We start from the raw sequence: 21,228 nt of genomic DNA, 5'->3' as shown, positions 1-21,228 counted from the left end.
GTCTTAACCGACAATTATTGCGCAATATTAAGTAAAAACACGCATGCTACGGACACATACCTGCGGTGAACTCCGCCTTTCGCACGTTAATCAAACCGTTACACTAACCGGATGGGTACAACGCCTGCGCGACAAGGGCAGCTTGTTGTGGATTGACCTACGCGACCGGTATGGGATTACTCAGCTGATACTGGAAGAAGGATCAACTGATGCTACGTTGATGGCTGCCGCTAAAAACCTGGGCCGTGAATTTGTTATAAAAGCTACCGGTGTGGTGAAGGAAAGGATGTCCAAAAACGATAAGATGTCCACCGGGGAAATTGAAATAAAAGTTACTGAGCTGATTGTTTTGAATGCTGCCAAAACACCGCCCTTCACCATTGAAGATGAAACCGATGGTGGCGATGAGTTGAGGATGAAATATCGTTACCTCGATTTGCGCAGAACGCCCGTACGGGAAAGTTTATTGCTCCGTCATAAAATGGCGCAACAAACCCGCATTTATCTGGACAGTCTGAATTTTACTGAAGTAGAAACCCCTGTACTGATCAAGTCAACCCCCGAAGGAGCACGTGACTTTGTAGTGCCTTCACGGGTTCATCATGGCGAGTTTTATGCCTTGCCCCAATCGCCACAAACCTTCAAGCAACTTTTAATGGTATCCGGCTTCGACCGATACTACCAAATTGTAAAATGCTTTCGCGATGAAGACTTGCGTGCCGATCGCCAGCCTGAGTTTACACAAATAGACTGTGAGATGGCGTTTATTACGCAGGAAGATATTTTAAACACGTTTGAAGGATTGGTGCGTCACTTGTTTAAATCGGTTAAAGGAATTGAACTGCCGGAAGTTCCACGCATGCGCTATGATGATGCCATGAAATACTACGGCTCTGATAAGCCTGATATTCGCTTTGACATGAAGTTTGTTAACCTTAAAGAGCTGGGGGGTGCTGATCTTACTTCAGGAAAAAACTTTCAGGTTTTCGATAATGCAGAATTAGTTGTTGGCATTTGTGCCAAAGGCTGCGCGGAATACACCCGCAAACAATTGGATGAATTAACGGAGTTTGTTAAACGTCCGCAGATTGGCGCCAAAGGCTTGGTTTACGTTCAATGCAAAGCCGATGGTACCTTCAAATCATCGGTAGATAAATTTTACACGACAGATGATTTAAAGAAATGGGGTGAAGCATTTAATGCCCAGCCCGGAGATTTACTGCTCATCATGGCTGGCGAAACGGATTCCACACGAAAGCAACTGAATGAACTTCGTTTGCTGATGGGAGAAAAGTTAGGCCTCCGCGATAAAAATAAGTTTGCTGCATTGTGGGTTCTTGATTTTCCATTACTGGAATGGAATGAAGAAACCACACGCTACCACGCCATGCACCATCCGTTTACGTCACCAAAGCCTGAAGATATTCCGCTACTGGAAACCGATCCCGGTAAGGTGCGCGCCAACGCTTACGATATGGTGTTGAACGGAAGTGAAATTGGTGGTGGATCGATTCGTATTCACGATCGGGCTACGCAGCAAATGATGTTCAACCATTTAGGCTTTACCGAAGAAGAAGCGAAAAAACAATTCGGCTTTTTGATGGAAGCATTTGAATATGGTGCGCCTCCTCATGGGGGTATTGCCTTTGGTTTCGACAGGTTATGTGCGTTGTTTGGCGGCTCAGATTCTATTCGCGATTATATTGCGTTCCCCAAAAACAATGCTGGTCGTGATATGATGATTGATACGCCATCCACGATTTCAGAAGAGCAACTTAAAGAGCTTGGGATTCAGGTAAGAGATTAAAAGTTCGTATCCTTAATAAGGAGCCGAAAAGCTTTAGCATTACCTCACACTTTCGCCTCATTGTGAGGAACCGCACTGATTGAACGAATGCATGACCTAGCAATTCCCAAGATGTTCGTAAGGCGGGCTTAACATTGTTTATCTTTATACAACTTTTAAGTCAATTGAAATGGTGACAGTCTTAGGCATTCCATTAGACGAAAATTCATCCTTCCTCGAAGGCGCCAAAACTGCACCGGAGGCTATTCGTAAAGCCTTTCACTCACCTTCTACCAACTATTGCACAGAAGATGGGATTGATCTGAGTCAGGATAAACGATGGAAAGATGCCGGTGACCTGATGCTATCACCAATGCCCGCTGCCATTGCTGAAATTGAACTGGCCGTAAAAACACAACTTGAAGCAAAACATAAAATTTTGTGCCTTGGTGGTGATCACTCCATCACATACCCCATTGTTAAAGCAGTTACAAGCCAACATAAAAATCTGAACATCCTGCACATCGATGCTCACGCAGATTTGTACGATGACTTCGAAGGAAATGCCTATTCGCATGCCAGCCCGTTTGCGCGCATTATGGAAAGCGGATTGGCAAAACGGTTGGTACAAGTGGGTATTCGCACATTAAATCCGCATCAGCGAGAACAAGCCAAAAAGTTTAATGTTGAACAAGTGGAGATGAAAGACTGGAGCGATAGCATGCGCTTTTCGTTTGATGGCCCACTCTACATATCACTTGACCTGGATGCACTTGATCCATCCTTTGTTCCGGGTGTATCGCATTACGAACCGGGAGGCTTCACCACACGACAACTAATCAATTTACTTAATCATCTAAAGGCTGACATTGTTGGGGCCGATATTGTTGAGCTCAACCCAACGCGTGATGTCAATAACATGACTGCCATGGTAGCCGCAAAATTCCTTAAAGAATTATTGGCTAAACTTATTTCGTGATGGCCGAAAAAGATTATTTCTCGGGACACGCCCAGCTCTATGCTAAATTCAGGCCTACCTATCCCGATGAACTCTACCGATTCATTTTCGGCCATTTGAAATCCTTTGATTCCGCCTGGGATTGTGCTACCGGCAACGGACAAGTTGCGCGGGTACTGTCTACACAGTTTGATAAGGTTTATGCTACAGATATCAGCCAGCAACAATTGGATCAGGCCGAACAGAATAATAACATTCTATACTCCCTGCAGCCGGCTGAGAAAACAACGCTCCCCGACAAGAGCGTTGACCTGATCACCGTGGCACAGGCTCTTCATTGGATAAACACAACCGGGTTCTATAAAGAAGTGAAACGCATCGCTAAAGCCAATGCCTGGCTGGCCGTTTGGGGTTACGCCAACTGTACCATTAATCCGGTTATCGATCAATATTTCCAGAAATTCTACAACCAAACGGTAGGGGCGTATTGGGATGAGGCGCGTAAACTGGTAGAGGACGAATACAGAAGCCTTTCCTTTCCCTTTGAAGAAATTATCACACCAAAGTTTTTTATTCGGGTAGAATGGACAGCAGAACAATTTGCAGGCTATCTAACTTCGTGGTCGGCAACACAAAAATTTATTAAAGAAAATGGCTTCAACCCTGTTTCGGAAATCCTGCATGAAATTGCTCCTCATTGGGGGAGTAACAAACCAGTAACTTTTCCCCTATTTTTAAGGATGGGAAAAATCCACGCATCATGAAATACATGTTTCTTGTTTTTTGCCTTTTTTGTATCAGGAATTCTTAAAGGCACGAGCTTTGAGTTGCGAGTTACGAGTCAAAGGATTATTTCAAACCGGAAGCTCGAAACTCAAAGCTCTAACTATTTCACATTCCCATCATCACAAACGCACCCCAATAGTAAGGGTCTTTGTATTTAGTCATAAGTTGGAGTTGAGCTTGTTTAAAAGCACGTTGCTTATTGCCCAACTTGAGCCAGTTGGTATAAAAGTTTGTCATCAGTTGTTGCGTGGCTGCATCATCCACTTTCCATAAGCTCATAATCATGGCATCGGCACCGGCCACTAAAAAGGCCCGCTGCAAACCATAAACCCCCTCACCCGATTTAACATCACCAAGCCCTGTTTCACAAGCGCTGAGCACAACCAGGTCAGTACCCTCCAGGTTCAGGTTCATGGCTTCATAAGCGGTAAGCACACCATTATCGTTGCTGGAGATATCGGTGCCACCTCCGCTAATAGACTTGCCGGCTCCTGCCAGAATCAATCCGGAACGCAGCAGCGGATTATTGGTGGCATTTTCTGCATTCACCCCAAACACGGAGCCCCCAGTACCTTCAACATCTTTCAAAAAATAACCATGTGTGGCAATGTGTACCAGTGCAGGACCTTTAATCGCTTTTACATTGGCTTCAGTAGCCTGCTTTTCCATGAACTGGCTAATCTGGTAGCCTGATGCTTTTAGCAATTTGGCCACGCCATCCACTTCGGTTTTAGTGCCCGGCAAAGATGAAATTTCACTGGTAGCATAATCAGGAAAACCCAGAAGGAAAGCACTCTTCCTTGGGGCGCCCGGTTTTTTTGCTTTCAGTGCAATTAAATCTTTTGAATTACCAATAATCACAAGGTCGTAACGATTCAACACAAAATCACCATCAGGTTTTTTCAACGTATTCATGTTAAGCTGATTGTACACACCATCGGGCGATATATAAATCATTTTCCGGTTACCCAGTTCCGGTTCAATTCTGCTCCAATACTGATCGTAAGAGTATCCATCCGCTATTTTTTCATGAATGGCGTTGCGATAGAATTTTGCGTAGCGTGTTTCCAAATGATTACCGTTTTCAAGCACCACTATGCGAGGCATGTCCAAACCCTTTTTCAGTACCAGGGCTACATAGCGAACGTCATCAGTAAAATCCTGCTTGAACCCACGCACACGTACAATATCAACAACTGCTTCTGTATCGGTTAATAATCCAAGAACTTGCTTGTAGCTGATCTTTTGCGATGAATACCCAGCCGAGAAATCCGTTGACCGCTCGGACAAGGAACGTTCCATCGCGTTGGCTTTGCGTTCCATATCGGCCAGGTCAATCTTTTGTTCTTTCAACTCTTCTTTTGAATAGGCATACAAGCGAGCTAGTTGTTCCTTCTGATCAAGCCAGTGTAAATAATCTTGTTTCAGTTTTTCGTCATTGCCTTTCAGGATAGCCTCCTTCACTTTGTTTGTAGAGTTCAGCAAAATGGCTTTGGTGGCAATGTGGTAATCATAAAAATCCTGAACCACTTGCGCTTGCTCAATATGTGCTTCAATAGCAAAATTGAAGAAACGCTGAAAGCGTGGTGAGGTGATATCCCAATACTTTGTTTTCTCCGCTTCACTCATGGGCGGAAAGTATTGATTAATGAAGTCGATGGTTTTATCCATCACCTCACGATACATCATATAGGCTTTATCCAACCGTCCGGTTTTCCAATAAAGTATTGCCATGTCCTCCTGCGAGCGGGCATAATCAGGATGGCTTATGCCCAATGTGCTTTCGCGTACGCTTAATGCCTTGTTAAGCAACGTTTCGGCTTCTGCATTGCGCCCTTGCATGCGATAGAAATTGCCCAGATCGGCCGTTACTTTGGCGAAGGATGGATGGGCCTCCGTGAATTTTTTCTTGTAAACATCCGCTGAGGTTTTCAACATAGCTTCTACTTTGTCGGTTTTGCCCATCTGGATATACAGGATACCCAATTGGTTGAGCAGGTTGGCATATTCAGGATTTTTATTTTGCCCCCGGTTTTCAAAGATGGATTTTATGTTCAGGTAAACTTTTTCCGCATCATCATATTTTCCGGCTGCCTGATAAACGTTTGCAAGGTTCGAGAGGAACTGCCGGTTGGCAAACGACTTCTTGCCCTGAAGCGCTTTTTTTAAAGCTACTTCAGCTATCCTGCTGGCTTCGGTCATTACTTGAATTGCCTCATCAAACCGACCCATAGTTTGCAACAATACGGCTTTGTTGTTCATTAAAATGGCATACTGAAGACTTTGATCACCAAACCTTTTTTTGCCAAGCTCCATGGCCGTATTAAAAGTCTTTTCCGCATCATTATACCGGCCAAGCTGCTGTTGTAATTTTGCCCGACTGTTCAGGTTGGCAATATACCCGGCACTGTTAATGCCCTTTATATTTTCGGCCGAGCCAACTGACCATTCAATAAACTCCTCAGCTTGTTGAAATTTTGACTGTGCGAGATACACCAACGCCATAGTAGAAATACAACGCAGGTAAATCACTTCACCGGTAAGGTTGTTAGTCTCCATAAAAGTTTTTGCGTTCTCAAATTCTGCCTCAGCCAGCGAAAACATACGCAAACCTGCATAATACGAGATGGCGCGCTCAAGAATATCACGCGCCTGATCGATTTTTGTTTTAGTTGTTTCGTCCTTTAGGGAATAAAATCCACGCGACCATCCTTCACCTTTCTGCTCTACGTCAAGAAACCCGGAGTTTTCATTCACTGAAATGGCAAACTGAAAGTCAACTGAATCTAGTTTGGCTTTCGATTCGGCACCCGCATCGCCCAATGCTTTTGTTAACCAATCCTGGGCATTTGAGGCTGCCGAAAAGAATATAAGTGCAGTTAAAATTGCGATACGCATGGTTGTAAAAATGGAGAGTTGTTTTATAACCTCTAAATTACTTCGTTTACGAAATTATTCCACGATAAGTTCATGAAATTAACCCGGTCACAGGCAGAAGCAATCGTTCAGGTATTAAAAGAAGTATTTGTGCATAACAAGTATGCTGACAAAGCCCTGGAAAAGGTTTTTAAAACCTCAAAACCCACCGAAAAAGACCGTGCTCTTATCGCTGAAACCAGCTACGATATTGTCCGCTATTATCGCTTGCTTACAACCATCAGCCAAAGCGATGGCTTATGGAAAATACTAGGCACATGGGCCATTCTTCATCATTACGAATTAAGCGCCTGGAAAGAATTCGGATCGCTACACGCCAAAGAAATCCACCAGCGATTTGAAGCTGTGAAAACCGAACGAAAAATCCGGGAATCGGTACCCGACTGGTTGGACGTACTGGGTGAAACTGAGTTGGGCAGCACCTGGGATGAACTGCTACCTGAATTAAACCGCATACCACCAATTTCCATCCGGGTTAACACCCTTAAAATCTCTGTAACCGATTTAATGGTAAAATTGAATGAAGAGGGAATCGAAACAGAACTGATTCCTGGATTTCCGGAAGGGCTCATGCTTCGCGAACGAAAAAATATTTTTCAGGCCAATGCTTTTCAAGAAGGCCTTTTTGAGGTACAGGATTTTGGTTCGCAACAGATTGTGTCTTTTCTGAACGTTGAGCCCGGCATGCGTGTAATTGATGCCTGTGCCGGCACCGGTGGAAAGTCGTTACAACTTGCCGCACATATGCAAAACAAAGGCAGGCTTATAACTATGGATGTGGCCGGGTGGAAACTGGAAGAATTTAAAAAACGCGCCCGCAGGGCCGGTGTTCATAACTTTGATATCCGAACGATTGAAACAGCGAAAAGTATAAAGCGCTTTCATCAAACTGCTGATCGCCTATTGTTGGATGTACCCTGTTCCGGATTAGGTGTACTGAAACGAAACCCGGATGCCCGGTGGAAACTGAAGCCGGAATACATCACCAAAATCATCAACACCCAAAAGGACATTCTTCAAAACTATTCTTTAATGCTTAAGCCGGGTGGCGTATTGGTCTATTCAACCTGTAGCGTACTTCTCTCCGAGAACGAAAAACAAGTGCAGGGCTTTTTAGAAAAGAACCAAAAACAATTTGCTTTGGAAGAAGAAAAAATAATTAAGCCTTCCGGCTTAACCGATGGATTTTATATGGCACGGATAAGACGAACACAATAAGCTTTCAACAACAAACCACTTTTACCTAAAAGTATCGTTGTTTTTTATTGAAACGTGTCTAAAGCGCTTTGAAGTGAAGCAGGAATGGTGGCCATTTTCCTTTTTGCATAATCAAAACAAACAATACCGGTCTTGCCGAGGGCCACTTCCTTGCCGGTAACTTTATTGGAAATCCGGTAAAGCATGTCAAAGCCATACTTATGAAATTCCCGAACGGCTATTTCAATAATCAAGGTATCGCCAAAAAATGATTCGGTTTTGTAAACGATGGCAGCATCGGCAACAACCTGGCCTATTGAACCCTCAATCTTTACCTCACTTTCAAATCCGAGTGAGCGATAAAATAATGCACGAGCCTCCTGCATCAGGGTAAGGATGGAATCATTACCTACATGATTTCCGTAATTCAAATCTGAAACCCGGACGGGAAGTTCAACAGCAAAAACAAACTTTTTAGGCAAATCAATTTGTATACGCACCATACCCATTACAAATAACGAATAACTAACAACTATCTACTCTTGCTCCCTGCATACAATTCATATTCCAGCAACCGGCAATCCAGCTTGGCACTGTAAAATTCAATTCTTCTTTTTGCCTTTAATCCGATTTTCTTGGCAAGGTCAAGGTTGCCGGTAAAAATATACCCTCTATAGCCCTGACAATTCTTTTTCATAAAGTCACCAATGCGCTTGTAGGTCAGTTCCAATTCAGCCAATTCGCCCATGCGCTCACCATATTCAGGATTTAAGAATACTACACCGTTTCCATCGGGTATTGGTGTTTTCTCAAAATCACAAACCGAAAAAGTAATAAGCTCCTCCACCCCGGCCATCCGTGCATTTGTACGGGAAATATTTATAGCGTCCTCGCGGTTGTCGGTAGCATAAATAACCAGGCCGGGTACTTCCTTAACTTTATTCAATATCTTTTTTAATTCATTTTCATAAACTGTATCCTCATAACCCAACACATGCATGAAAGAATAATTTTTCCGGAACAGGCCTGGCCTGCGGTTGGTGGCCAATAAAGCAGCTTCAATGGCTACCGTACCCGAACCGCACATGGGGTTAATAAATGGGCTTCGCTTATCCCATTGGGTGGCCATTACCGTTGCGGTAGCGAGTGCCTCGAGCATAGGTGCCCTTCCGGGAATTTTGCGATAGCCATGCTTGGAAAGTGTTTGCCCCGAGGTATCTAAAAAAATTTCGGCATCATTATCCTTCCAATATAAATGGATAACCGTCTTGCCCAGATCGGGACCTGAGTCAGGACGCTTGCCGGTTTGTTTACGCATTCGGTCAACAATGGCATCTTTCACTTTTACATTAACAAACAATTCATTGTTTATGGTTGGGTTATTCACGTTGCTGGTTACTGTAAAATAACCCTCGCTATCAATAATGTTTTCCCATGGATAATTGACAAGGTTCGCATAAATCTTGTCGGCATCGCTGGCTTTGAATTCTTTTAATGAAAAGAGAACCTGGCTACCACAGCGCAAGTTCAGGTTAAGCTTGATGCAATCATTAAGGGTCCCTTGCAGTTCAACGCCTGTTTGAAAGGTGTGCTCTGGAAAAAACGAAAGCTCTTCTATTTCTTGTTGAAGGCAGGGCGCCAGGCGTTTGTTGCAGGTAATAATAATGCGCGAAGACCGGGTGAACGAAAGCATTGAAAATTAATCTTTTCGAAAGTTACAGGTTCAACGATCAATCACCACTACTTTTTTTCGCCTTCCCAGCACAAAGTTATCGTTGTTCAGAAACTGCATAAGCACGCCTGTTGTAACCAATAATGCTGAGGCAGTAATTACGCCTGTATTGGCCGAATAAGGTTCATCATTGATTACTGTTTCATTGAATAAATCGCCAAGAAAAAATACGGTACCTGCTGCAATAAACGTAGCGCCTATGGCCCTCGTACGAAAACCGGAGTTGTCGCGTTCGCTCAAATCAATTTTTTCAAGGCTGTAGATCAGTGTTGTGTCTCCGCCAATCCTAAAATAATCTTTAGTCAAGCCCCCGATAAGGCCTGCCGTAAAATGATCGCGGTCTTTGCGCTTAAAACGGATATAGTCTCCTTCGCAAAACGAAGTAATTACCTTATCGCCTTTAAGGATAACTAAACGGGGTTGGGCTGCTGCACTGAAGCAAGCCAGAAAACCAAGAAGAAGAATTACATTTTTACAATCCATCCAAACGGATCGGGCTTAAGGCCACGCTTTATACCTTCCAGTTCTGCGAACACTTTGTTTGAAAATGTACGTGATTCAATTGGTGGAAGATAGTAATCCTTTCCGTTGTAACCAATCAGTTCAAGATGGGCGATAGTGGCTGCTGTGCCCGCACCAAAGGCTTCTTTTAGCCTGCCTGCATCAATGGCTTCAATCAACTCGTTAACAGAAACCTTGCGCTCTTCAACTTTCATGCCCCAACTACGGGCCATTGTCAACACGCTGTCGCGTGTAATACCGGCTAAAATCGAATCGCTTAACGCAGGGGTAACCAAGGTATCGTCAATTACAAACATTACGTTCATCGTTCCCGACTCTTCAATGTACTCGTGCGTTTTTCCATCCGTCCATAAAAGTTGATGATAACCCTTTGCCTGTGCAAGCTTGGCCGGATAAATGGCCGCTCCGTAATTCCCTCCTGCCTTTGCATACCCTGTGCCGCCTTGTGCCGCACGGGTGTAATGGGTTTCAATGCGCACCTTAACAGGGGTTGAGTAATAAGATCCCACCGGGCAGAGAATGATCATGAAGGTGAAATTATCGGAAGGTTTTATACCAATATACTCATCGGCTGAAAACATAAACGGACGAATGTACAAAGAAGACCCTTCGGTATCCGGAATCCAGGCACGATCAAGGTCTATCAACGTGGCCAGGCTTTCCATAAACAGTTCTTCCGGAATGGAAGGCATGCAAATGCGCTCACCAGAAATATTCATTCGCTTCCAGTTATCCTGGGGGCGAAAAACCAACGCTTCGCCATCGGGCCCTTTGTAGGCTTTCATCCCTTCAAAAATTGCCTGGCCATAATGGAGGGCAGGCGTAGCCGGGCTTATAGGCATGTGTCCATAGGGTATGATCCTGAAGTTTGTCCACTCGCCATCTTTATAATCGGCCATGAACATATGATCGGTGTAAATTTTACCGAACGGGATGTTCCGAAAATCAACTTCACTTTTTCTTGACTTCTTTACCCGTTCAATGGCAATTTTCATTGTTTCGACCATGCTGTAAGGTTTTAGTTGGGTTGCAAGTTAAAAGATATTTACCAAGTAGGCTAACGAATGTTAGGTGAATTTGTTTTGAATTCTATAACGCACTGCCAGATTCTTTTAATTTTAAAAATCACTGAATCTTCTCCTTATGCGCCCTTTGTTAATCTTCTTTGGAATTTTCGCCTTTATCGGAACGATTTGCCTTTTCGCAGGTGTGTACGTTTTGTTCAACACCTTGGAAAAAAATTCCTCATGGGTTGAAATATTTACCAACGGCAGGGGAAGAAAAACATTGGTACCTATTGCTGATATTATTGTTGACGGTTCCTTTAAAGTGAATGGTAGAAGCCCTTATGTAATTGTGTGTCAGTACCAAGATGTAGTGTCCAACAAGGTTTACGAATTTAAAAGTGATTACATCTGGTATAATCCTGCCAAACTTTTAGAAGACAAAAAAGAGATGGACGTATATGTTGATCCAAATGATTTGACCCGTTACTATCTGGACACATCGTTTCTTCCAAAGAAAGCCTGATTTACATGCGGGGTTTCCAGGGTGTTTCTTCAGCATTTAACTCAGCAGACATTTTCCGTGAAAGCATAAAGAGGTAATCCGACAAGCGATTAAGGTATTGGATAACGAGGTAATTAATTTTCTCCACAGCATCCAGTGCAATCACCAGCCGTTCGGCTCTCCGGCAAACAGTTCGCGCAATATGACAAAACGAAACAGATGGATGTCCTCCAGGTAAAACAAAAGAACGCATGGGCGGCAGTTGTGCATCCATAACATCAATTTCCTTTTCCAGCAAGTGGATGTCCGCATCCGCAAGTGATGGTATTTTCACTTTTTCATTACCCGATTCGGTGGCTAATATGGAGCCTATGGTGAACAGCCTGTCCTGTATTTCAATTAAAATATCCTTTCGCTTATGATTTACGTCTTGATCGCGCAGTAAACCGATGTAGGAATTCAATTCATCCACTGTTCCGTAGGTATCAATGCGAAGATCAGATTTCAAAACGCGCTTGCCGCCAAATAGCGAAGTGCTGCCGGAATCACCGGTTTTGGTGTAGATTTTCATGTACGTGAAATAACATCTAAAGTTCAGTAATAAAAACCAAACTTTTTACAGGATACTAATGCGCTGCTTCCACAGGCTTGCCCCGGGTAATATGCTCGTTCTTCTTATCCCATTCAACCAAACCATCGCGCAGGCGGATAATGCGATGGGCATAATGGGCAATGTCGTCTTCGTGTGTAACCATAATGATCGTGTTGCCCTTATCATGCAACTCCTGGAAAAGGTTCATGATATCATATGATGTTTTTGAATCCAGGTTACCGGTGGGTTCATCGGCCAGGATGATGGAAGGATTGTTTACCAAAGCGCGTGCAATGGCCACACGTTGGCGCTGGCCACCCGAAAGTTCATTCGGTTTGTGGTGCCAGCGATCGCCCAAACCCACATTATCCAATGCTGCATGGGCCATTTCTTCACGATCGGATTTACTGTACCCTGCATAAATTAAAGGTAGTGCAACGTTTTCCAGCGCAGTGGCCCTTGGTAAAAGATTAAAGGTTTGAAACACAAACCCAATTTCTTTATTCCTTACCTCGGCCAGTTCATTTTCTGTCATGTCACTCACCAGTTGATTGTTGAGCATATAGGTACCGCCTGAAGGCGTATCCAGGCATCCGACAATATTCATCAAGGTTGATTTACCGGAACCTGATGGCCCCATAAAAGCAACATATTCTCCCTTATCAATGCTAATAGATACTGATTGAAGAGCCCTGACTTCGCTCGTACCCATTATATATGTTTTTGAGATATTATGCGTTTCAATGATTTTCATATTCCTTGCTGATGATTAAATAACAGTAAAAGTTCTAAGGTTGAAATGTTTAATCAAAACTACTTTTTTAGCACCAATCCTTTTGTAATAAGGTCCTAAACGGCTTTGAATACTGGCAAACGGCTATTGATTAGTGTTATCGAGCAGTTTAAAATTACACCAAAACAATAGAATTAATCCTGGAATTGTCATCAGAAATTAAGTCAGAAATATAAATATCTGACGAATCCTGACAGCAAACCGTCAGGATTGTCAGGATTAACCCTGACATTGAAAATGAAGGAAGACTTACTTTTAGAAGCAACTTTCAACTGCTTCATTTTCAATGTCAGCACCTTGTGCAAAAAAGTCTAAGGCTTTTTTGGGTTAATTCTTTGAAACAGACGCTGGTTCCTGAACAAATGTTACTATCTCCTGAATCACCCGGTTATCTTTTAAAATACGGGTATGGCCCAATCCCCTGGTTTGCAGAAGCCGGGCCGAAGGGTGAAGTCTTATAAGCTCAAGCGGATGCTCTAAAGAAACCTCTTTATCGTCTTCATCATGCACCAGCAAAATTTCTACCGGTTGATCGATTTCCTTAATGATGTGCGAAGCAGTAAACGAATCAAAAGGCTTACCGTATTTCTGTTGAACAAATTTCTTGAAAAACATTTTTGTCTTTTCACTGCCCCCAATAGCCTTTAAATAGGTATCGATAATTTTATCGCCAATGGTTGGGCTGGCAATATTAATTATCTTCTTTACAGGAAGGCCATTCTTTGCGGCAAACAATACAGCACCACCACCAAATGAATGCGCTATGATGGCTTCGGGTTCATCGATTTTTTCATAAACCTTCTTCAGTGTCTCTTCAAATTCAACAATGGTAGTTCGCTTACCTTCCGATTGGCCATGGGCAGGGCCATCAAAACCAACAACCTGGTAACCTGCTTTTATGAATGGCTTTACAAATCGTCTGAACTGTGTTGCTCTGCCGGCCCACCCGTGCACAACCAATATGGTTTTCTCCGATTTTCCCCACCGGTAACACTGGATTTTTTTGCCGGCTGCGGTTACACAGAACTTCTCACCAAATGTTTCTGCTTTTCGTTCCTTCTCCGTGGCCTTATACCGTAAGGGTGTGAAGAATAGTGTCGTAAAAAAACGATATGCCAACGAGGGAAATATGGCTTCAACTTTAGGGTAGCCCCATCGGATTAATTTTAACAATGAAGGGGTTTTATCTTTCTTTTTGCTCATGCTTTTTCCAATCTCACCAAAACACAAGGTACGCCCTAGGATCAAAATTGTTTTTAAAGCTTTAAACTAATTGCGGCCTTTGAACCAAAAAGCCATATAATGACTGAATGTCAGCACTTTAGTTAAAAAAATCCCTTGAATTAAAGATACCTTTATCTATCAGATGTATTAATGCAGTATATTTAAGGTTCTATATTGTGCAGGTATGAAAAAAGGCTTTACTCTAGCGTTATTTCTGTGTTTTATCCTTGTGGCATACTCCCAAAACCGTTTTTGGGTTGCCGCTGCTTCCGGTAACTGGAATGACCCAGCAAACTGGTCTACTACCTCGGGTGGTGCAGGCGGGGCATCTGTACCTGGTGCCGGGAATACGGCCATATTTAATAACCTTGGTTTAGGCACTTGCATTCTTAACGTTTCACCAAACCTAAGTGCCCTGACCGTAAACGCCACGTTTACCGGAATCATTGACCTTCCGGGAAACCGGACACTTACTACTACAGGAGCAAACACTTTTGCGGGGGGCACGGTGAACTCAGGAACAGGTGCAACGCTAAGCCTAAATGCGTCAGGGGTAACCACGTTTAGTGGAACGCAATTTAATGTTCCGGTTAATGGCAGCACGGCCGGGTTGAATTTTAATGGTTCGGTTTTTAACGGAACAGTAAACCTTACTAAAACGGATAACGCAACCTATTCTGGCCAGGGGGGCAATACATTTAACAGCACATTAACAGTTACAACGCTTGGTGGCGGTGAACTCCGCTTTGGGTTTACCAACCCTGATATTTTTTCAGATGTAACCCTTAACATCAATGGTACGGGAAGCATTATAATGGCACGGAATGCCGCTGGTAATCAGTTTAATGGAAATATTGTTATCAATTATAATTCTACAGGCAGCGCGTTATTCGGACCCAATGGTGGAACATCAACCTTGGCCAATACGCGAACCATTTCCGTTAGTTGTGGGGCATCAGGTTGCAGGAATCTCACGTTGGCCAATTTTACCCAAGTGGGTTTAACTCCTCAAAGCCTAATGCTTTCCGGTAATCCCAATGCTACGCTCACCTTAGGGCCTAACAGCACCTTTAATGCCCCGCTTACTTTTACCTCTGAGGAGTTGGTATTTAACAGCAGCACATTTCTCCAGTCCTGTACGTTCACGCAAACCGGTGTTAATGCCACCGGTTCCAGGGGAGGAAATTCGTTTCAGGAAGTTACCTTCAACATTACGGGTTCAGGAGACTTTCAACTGGGCAATAACGCAGCCGATCCGGGTGATGTATTTAATGGAAATGCCACGTTTGTTGTGACCGGTGGTGGGCGTTTACGAATTGGAACGTATAACGCTGGCAATCTCTTTGCTGGAAACTTAACCCTGACGAATACTTCAACAACTGATGTTGCCAGTCGGATCCAAATAAGCCGGTTTTCTGGTGCCTCAACTACAATTCAAGGAACAACTACTATAAATAATTTTGGTAATGCCAGTGATATTCATATCAGCTTAGAAGCAGGTACATTAACAACATTCAATGGTAATGTAATTGTTAACAATGCCACCACAGCAACTGGCGATTTCGAGTTCGGCCGTTTAGGCGATGTGATACTTAATGGAAACTTAACGTTAAACAACACGGTCAACGACCATATTCAATTAAGTGCCGGTACTGGTTCTGTCACGTTTGGTAACGGAACCATAACCATTGGGGGAACTGGTTTTACAAACGGTCAGCTCACCTTCCGTAATTTTACCCAAACCGGGACCAGCGCTATCGTGTTGGCACCAACCGGAAGTACTCGAATAAATGTTGGGCCGTCAGCAATTTTTGGGGGTAATGTAGATATGCGTTCTTCTCGGTTATTCCTAAATGGTGCCACCATAACCGGCAATGCTTACTTTGAAAAGACTGGCGGAACAGAAGATACAGGTGCCGGTAACAATACGATAAACGGCACCACAACCATTGTTAATTCAGCCAATGGTAACCTGCGTACGCAGGGCAACAACACATTTAATTCAACAACAACATTAGTTAATAGCGGAACTGCATATTTACTTCTTGAATTATCCTCGGGAAGTAATTACAATGGCAATGTTACGCTCACTAACACCAGTACCAGCAATATTCGTATGGCCTATTCAGGTGCCACGGTCTTTAACGGCAACATCACTTTTAATAATCCTTCCGGAACAGGGATCATATTTTGTGAAACAGCGGGAGCTACAGCAACACTTTCGGATACCTATACCATGAACATTGGCGGTTCCGGCTTTTCAGTTGGATCGTTAAACCTGAACCGGTTTACCCAGGTAGGTTCAACCGCTCAGGCACTAACATTAACCGGAACAGCCGTATTAAACCTAGGGCCAACGGCTCAGTTTGACGGTGCGGTAAACTTTGTAAGCCCGCAAGTTTTATTGAACGGAACAATCTTTAACGGAACTGCCTATATCGAAAAAAACGGGGCAACTGGAAATACCGGTACTGGAAATACAACCTTTAACGGTACAACTACTATCGTCAATAACGGCTCAGGATTTTTTAGAACGAATGGAAATAATACCTTTAACGGAGTAACGACTTTCATTAATAACAGCTCAGCGGACATCCTATTTGAACTTGGAACAGGAAGTGCCTACAATAATGATGTTACTTTCAACAACTTAGGAAGCTCGACCATCCGTGTAGCCTGGGGAGGTACCTCAACATTTAACGGGAATATTGTAGTGAACAACCCGGTCGGAGCCGGGGTATTGTTTTGTGAAAGCGCTACTGCCTCAGCAACCCTGGCCAACGCCAAAACTATAACCATAGGTGGCTCTGGCTTCAATGCAGGGAATCTATTTCTGCCCAGGTTTACCCAACTAGGCGCAACGCCCCAAGCCCTTACTTTAACAGGAACTGGACTACTAACACTAGGCCCCTCTTCTTCGTTTGGCGGAAATGTAAATTTTGTTGCTCCCCAACTGTTACTAAATGGAACGTCATACAGCGGCACAGCCTACCTGGAGAAAACCAGTGTTACCGGTAATGATGGTGCCGGTGGAAATATATTTAACAATGATGCCACCATTGTTAATTCTGGTGATGCCTACCTGGCCACTGCAAATACTAATCCGGACATCTTTAATGGCACATTAAGAATTATCAACTCGGGTGCATCCACCATACGGCTCGCAAATAATTCTGCTGGCAATCAATTCAACGGAAACATAGAATTGAATTCAACCTTTGGCGGAGGTATTTGGTTTGGAAACGGAGCAAGTGCATCTGCAACACTTGCTTCAACGCGCACTATAGGCGTAGGCTCGTTGGGCGTTATCAGTGGCGATGTGAGGCTTATCCGTTTTACCCAGGTTGGGCCAACGCCACAAACACTTGACCTTACCGGTATCGCAATCCTCACCCTCGGGCCTTCATCATCATTTGGAGGCAATATTGATTTCAGGGCACCACAACTTTTTTTAAATGGCGTAACCGTAAGTGGTACTGCGTACCTGGAGAAAAAAGGAGCTGGGAATAATTCCGGAACGGGCGGCAATATCTTCAATGGTATTACAACGTTGGTTAATTCCGGCAGTGGGTTCTTAAACTCAGCTGATGTATCCCCTGACATATTTAACACACATCTAACAATTACAAATACAGGATCAAGCACAATTTCTATTGCCCGGAGCACTGCGGGAAACCAATTTAACGGCAACATCACGTTCAACTCAACATTGGGCAGCGGAGGTATTTATATTTCCAGTCAGGTTGGCGCAGCCTCTACGATGGCTGCTGGTGGATCGCTTCTTGTTGGCGGCTCAGGATTTAGCAGTGGCTTTCTAAGTCTTAGAAGGTTTACACAACTGGGTGCAGAGCCTCAGACACTTGTTCTCACCGGCACCGCATTGCTGGAACTTGGGCCTTCAAGCACGTTTAATGGAAACGTAGACTTCCGGTCTTCACAATTCCTGCTCAACGGTGCAACCTTCAATGGCATAACCTACCTGGAAAAAACAGGTGCGACTGATAACACCAGTAATGGTGGTAATATTTTTAATGGTGTTACAACCATCGCAAACTCCGGAAGCGGATTTTTCAGGTTCGCCAATACGGCTTTAGATCAATTCAATAACAACCTGACACTTACCAACACTGGCGCAGGTACCATTCGCATGGCCGATAACTTTCCGGGTACGGTATTTAACGGAAATATCGTTGTCAATTCAACTTTTGGTGGCGGCATATACTTCAGTGAAAGTGGCGGGGGTACTGCTACCCTGGCAGCCGGACGAACCATAACTGTTGGAGGATCAGGGTTTACAACAGGTGACTTGCGCTTAAGAAGGTTTACCCAATCGGGTGGAACAGCACAGGCATTAACCCTCACCGGAACATCACGCTTATTGCTTGGGCCAAGCCTGATCTTTAACGGTAATGTTACCCTTGAAGCACCCCAGGTGTTTCTTCAAGGCGGTACCTATAATGGAACAGCAGCAATAACCAAAACAGGTGCAACCAGCAATGACGGAAATGGAGGGAATACCTTTAATAGCACCACAACCTTAACGAATTCCGGTTCCGGCTACTTATTAACGGCCAATGTTTCACCCGATGTTTTCAATGGAAGCTTAACTGTAAACAATACCGGGTCGAGTTTGATTTACCTGGCCCACAATACAACGGGTAATGAATTTAATGGTAATGTAACCTTCACAAGCACGGCTGGTGGTGGCGTTTATATCGGTAACGGTGGTAGCGCTTCATCAACCCTGGCCAGCGGCCGCACATTGAACATAGGATCATTTACAACAGGGTCGCTTCATATAAGAAGGTTTACCCAATCGGGTGCAACCGCACAATCTTTAACCTTAACCGGAACAGCTCTTCTTCGTATAGGTCCATCCACTACATTCAATGCGGCTGTAAATTTTTCTTCTCCACAAGTTGAACTGGAAGGAGGCACATTTAACGGTACCACTTCAATTTCAAAAACCGGGGCAGGGAATAATGATAACGCTGGTAACAACACCTTCAATGGCAGCACAACCCTTACCAACAGCAGCACTGCGCGTTGGCGATTGGCCAATACCAATGGTGATACCTTTAACGGCCCAGTAACATTTGTAAAAAGTTCAAGCGGTGCTTTTGATCCTGCCTGGAATGTCACAAACCTCTTTGCGTCCAACATTACTATTAACAGCAATACTTCCCTCACGCTTGCCGGGGGAACCGGCATTGTTGAGTTTACCGGATCCAACGCACAAACTGTAAATAAAACAGGAGGAACACCTTCCCCAATTTTCCGCAGGATAAACCTGAACAAAAGCGCCAACCAGGTAACCTTGAACACGGACCTAACCGTTAGCGTTGCTGCTACCTTCAATACCGGTATTATGAACACCGATGCAGTTAACTTCTTAAACTTTGGCGACAATGCAACCGCCACGGGTGCCAACAATGCCAGCTACATTGATGGTCCCGTGCGCAAAACCGGTGACGATCCATTCATCTTCCCGGTTGGTGATAATGGTTTTTATCGCCCCATTTCAATCTCAGCGCCTACCACAACTACCCATGCCTTTACAGCCCAATACCTGAATCAAAACCATTTGCTGGGAAGCCCTGCCGTTTGGGATCCCTCCTTCTGGACAGTAAGCGGTTGTGAATACTGGACACTCGACAGAAATGTTGGTGCATCGAATGTGTTTGTAACGCTAAGCTGGAATGAAGCCGCTTGTAACCCGGGTTATATTACCAACCCAGCCACATTGCGCGTAACACGGTGGACCGGTACCAATTGGGTCAATCAAGGCAATGGTGGAACAACGGGCACAGCGACTAATGGAACAATCATTACCTCCGCGGCAGTTACCGCCTTTAGTCCTTTTACACTGGCTTCAACCAATGCCGAAAATCCTTTACCGGTTGAGTTGGTTTACTTCCGTGCAAGCCTTACCCCTGAAAAACTGGTGAACCTGCAGTGGCAGACTGCTTCGGAACTAAACAATGATGCTTTTGAAGTTGAACGCTCTAAAGATGGTTTTGATTTTACATCCATCGCGCGGGTAAATGGTGCTGGTACCACCCCTACAAAAAATGATTATGCCCTGCTTGATCAATTTCCATTGTCCGGAACATCCTACTATCGTTTAAAGCAAATTGATTTTGATGGAACATACACCTATTCACCTGTAATTTCCATTAAACGTGGTGATGATCCGTTTACGGTTTACCCTAACCCTGCCGGTAAACAATGGGTAACGTTTAACCGAAAGGTAAATGCAGCCGTGATCAATAACCTGAATCAAATAGTAGGCAATTACGAGGAGGCCGAAGGGTTTGATACATCAGACCTTGCCCCGGGCTTGTATATCATCCGCACACAATCAGGTGAAATTTTTAAACTGGTTGTTCAATAGGAAAATTGAACTCATGCTGCGTATAACCAAACGTGTTCAGATCGTATACCCGTTCGGTGAAGAACGCATTATTATCACGATCGATCAACAAGACCGTTGAGCAGCGCGTTCCGTAATCCGGACTTTTGATGAACATGGAGGAGAGCACCCGTTCACGTTCTATACCAATACCGGTATCAGGAAGTTGATCATCAAGTGCCTGTTCTTCGTTGTGCAACAAGCCGAAAAGGCGGTTTGGGTCAATCTTTTTTGATTGAACTTCTTCTGAAAACTTTACTTTGCCCTTTTCTACCTTTGGCCAGGGTGTATTGAGCAAATGGTTGCTCAGGCCGTGAATTCCCACAGGAATCTGTTGAACCGTTCCCGTATAGTTAGAATAATACAATAGTTCATCCGGCCAGCCGAAGATCAAATTAAAGCCGTTGTAGACCTCACCCTTTGCCGCGATCTTGTGCCCATATTCCTGAGGATGATCTCCATTCAATAAAAAGTCTGACACTAGATGACCTCGGGATGGGGCAACCGGTTTTAGGTTCCTCAGATCGCGGTAATTGGTTACCATGCTGATCTTGCCTTGTATGTTAATGCCCATCCACGTACCTCCGGCCTCCAGGTCGCGGCCAGCCAGAATATGCGGGTAATCATCCCAAAACCGGGCTGGTGCAGTTTTACGCCTATAAAATTCATCGCGGTTGGCAGCAACAATAAGTTTATAAGCGGGATGATTATTTAATGAAATGAAAATCAAGCACATAATACCTCAAACCATTTTGTAGTTAATCAAGTTCACCTGTAGCT

General features: G+C 44.1%; 15 protein-coding genes. 6 read left to right on the top strand and 9 right to left on the bottom strand.

Going from position 1 to position 21,228, the window contains the following annotated elements:
• Positions 1-43 precede the first annotated feature (43 nt).
• From aspS to KIT51_04230, 3 genes are all read left to right on the top strand, one after another.
• Positions 44-1,807, top strand: a complete 1,764-nt coding sequence (aspS, locus tag KIT51_04240; GenBank protein ID UYN87484.1) for an aspartate--tRNA ligase — start codon at positions 44-46, stop codon at positions 1,805-1,807.
• Between the two features lie 169 nt (positions 1,808-1,976).
• Entirely contained in the window at positions 1,977-2,765 is a 789-nt protein-coding gene (speB, locus tag KIT51_04235) for an agmatinase (protein UYN87483.1), read from the top strand.
• Positions 2,765-3,508 (top strand): methyltransferase domain-containing protein, encoded by a 744-nt coding sequence (locus KIT51_04230; protein UYN87482.1) that lies wholly within the window; start codon positions 2,765-2,767, stop codon positions 3,506-3,508. Before speB ends, KIT51_04230 begins: the two co-directional genes overlap by 1 nt.
• Positions 3,509-3,635: 127 nt before the next feature.
• On the opposite strand, the gene KIT51_04225 is transcribed toward KIT51_04230, so the two are convergent.
• Positions 3,636-6,428 carry a CHAT domain-containing protein gene (locus KIT51_04225; GenBank protein ID UYN87481.1) on the bottom strand — a complete coding sequence of 931 codons (2,793 nt, stop codon included), beginning with the start codon at positions 6,426-6,428 and terminating at the stop codon, positions 3,636-3,638.
• Between the two features lie 72 nt (positions 6,429-6,500).
• Between KIT51_04225 and KIT51_04220 the strand changes: the two genes are divergently transcribed.
• Positions 6,501-7,685, top strand: coding sequence for an RsmB/NOP family class I SAM-dependent RNA methyltransferase (locus KIT51_04220; protein UYN87480.1), 1,185 nt, complete (start codon positions 6,501-6,503; stop codon positions 7,683-7,685).
• A gap of 44 nt (positions 7,686-7,729) precedes the next feature.
• On the opposite strand, the gene KIT51_04215 is transcribed toward KIT51_04220, so the two are convergent.
• The 4 genes from KIT51_04215 to KIT51_04200 are packed head-to-tail and all read right to left on the bottom strand — an operon-like array spanning position 7,730 to position 10,925.
• Complete coding sequence (locus KIT51_04215) at positions 7,730-8,167, bottom strand: thioesterase family protein (protein ID UYN87479.1); 438 nt, start codon at positions 8,165-8,167, stop codon at positions 7,730-7,732.
• Positions 8,168-8,196: 29 nt separating this feature from the next.
• Positions 8,197-9,357 carry a class I SAM-dependent RNA methyltransferase gene (locus tag KIT51_04210; GenBank protein ID UYN87478.1) on the bottom strand — a complete coding sequence of 387 codons (1,161 nt, stop codon included), beginning with the start codon at positions 9,355-9,357 and terminating at the stop codon, positions 8,197-8,199.
• A gap of 30 nt (positions 9,358-9,387) precedes the next feature.
• Positions 9,388-9,879: a hypothetical protein gene (locus tag KIT51_04205; protein UYN87477.1), complete on the bottom strand. Its 492-nt coding sequence runs from the start codon at positions 9,877-9,879 to the stop codon at positions 9,388-9,390.
• Positions 9,861-10,925 carry a branched-chain amino acid aminotransferase gene (locus tag KIT51_04200; protein UYN87476.1) on the bottom strand — a complete coding sequence of 355 codons (1,065 nt, stop codon included), beginning with the start codon at positions 10,923-10,925 and terminating at the stop codon, positions 9,861-9,863. The genes KIT51_04205 and KIT51_04200 overlap by 19 nt, the downstream gene beginning before the upstream one ends.
• Before the next feature lie 136 nt (positions 10,926-11,061).
• On the opposite strand from KIT51_04200, the gene KIT51_04195 reads away from it, so the two are divergent.
• The gene (locus KIT51_04195; GenBank protein ID UYN87475.1) at positions 11,062-11,448 is read left to right on the top strand and encodes a hypothetical protein; all 387 of its coding nucleotides are present in this window, start codon (positions 11,062-11,064) and stop codon (positions 11,446-11,448) included.
• A gap of 1 nt (position 11,449) precedes the next feature.
• On the opposite strand, the gene KIT51_04190 is transcribed toward KIT51_04195, so the two are convergent.
• The 3 genes from KIT51_04190 to KIT51_04180 form a co-directional block, all read right to left on the bottom strand.
• Positions 11,450-11,998, bottom strand: a complete 549-nt coding sequence (locus KIT51_04190; protein UYN87474.1) for a cob(I)yrinic acid a,c-diamide adenosyltransferase — start codon at positions 11,996-11,998, stop codon at positions 11,450-11,452.
• A gap of 55 nt (positions 11,999-12,053) precedes the next feature.
• The gene (locus KIT51_04185) at positions 12,054-12,767 is read right to left on the bottom strand and encodes an ABC transporter ATP-binding protein (GenBank protein ID UYN88494.1); all 714 of its coding nucleotides are present in this window, start codon (positions 12,765-12,767) and stop codon (positions 12,054-12,056) included.
• 372 nt (positions 12,768-13,139) lie between these two features.
• On the bottom strand, positions 13,140-14,015 hold the full coding sequence (locus KIT51_04180) for an alpha/beta hydrolase (GenBank protein ID UYN87473.1): 876 nt from the start codon (positions 14,013-14,015) through the stop codon (positions 13,140-13,142).
• 250 nt (positions 14,016-14,265) lie between these two features.
• Here KIT51_04180 and KIT51_04175 point away from each other — a divergent pair, with 250 nt between their 5' ends.
• Positions 14,266-20,430 (top strand): hypothetical protein, encoded by a 6,165-nt coding sequence (locus KIT51_04175; protein ID UYN87472.1) that lies wholly within the window; start codon positions 14,266-14,268, stop codon positions 20,428-20,430.
• Here the strand turns inward: KIT51_04175 and KIT51_04170 are convergent.
• Positions 20,411-21,184, bottom strand: a complete 774-nt coding sequence (locus KIT51_04170; GenBank protein UYN87471.1) for an NRDE family protein — start codon at positions 21,182-21,184, stop codon at positions 20,411-20,413. The genes KIT51_04175 and KIT51_04170 overlap by 20 nt on opposite strands.
• Positions 21,185-21,228 lie beyond the last annotated feature (44 nt).

Source organism: Cyclobacteriaceae bacterium, assembly GCA_025808415.1.
In the GTDB taxonomy this organism is placed as follows: domain Bacteria; phylum Bacteroidota; class Bacteroidia; order Cytophagales; family Cyclobacteriaceae; genus UBA2336.
Note: the sequence above shows the minus strand (reverse complement) of the source record. Positions and strands in the feature narration are given on the sequence as shown.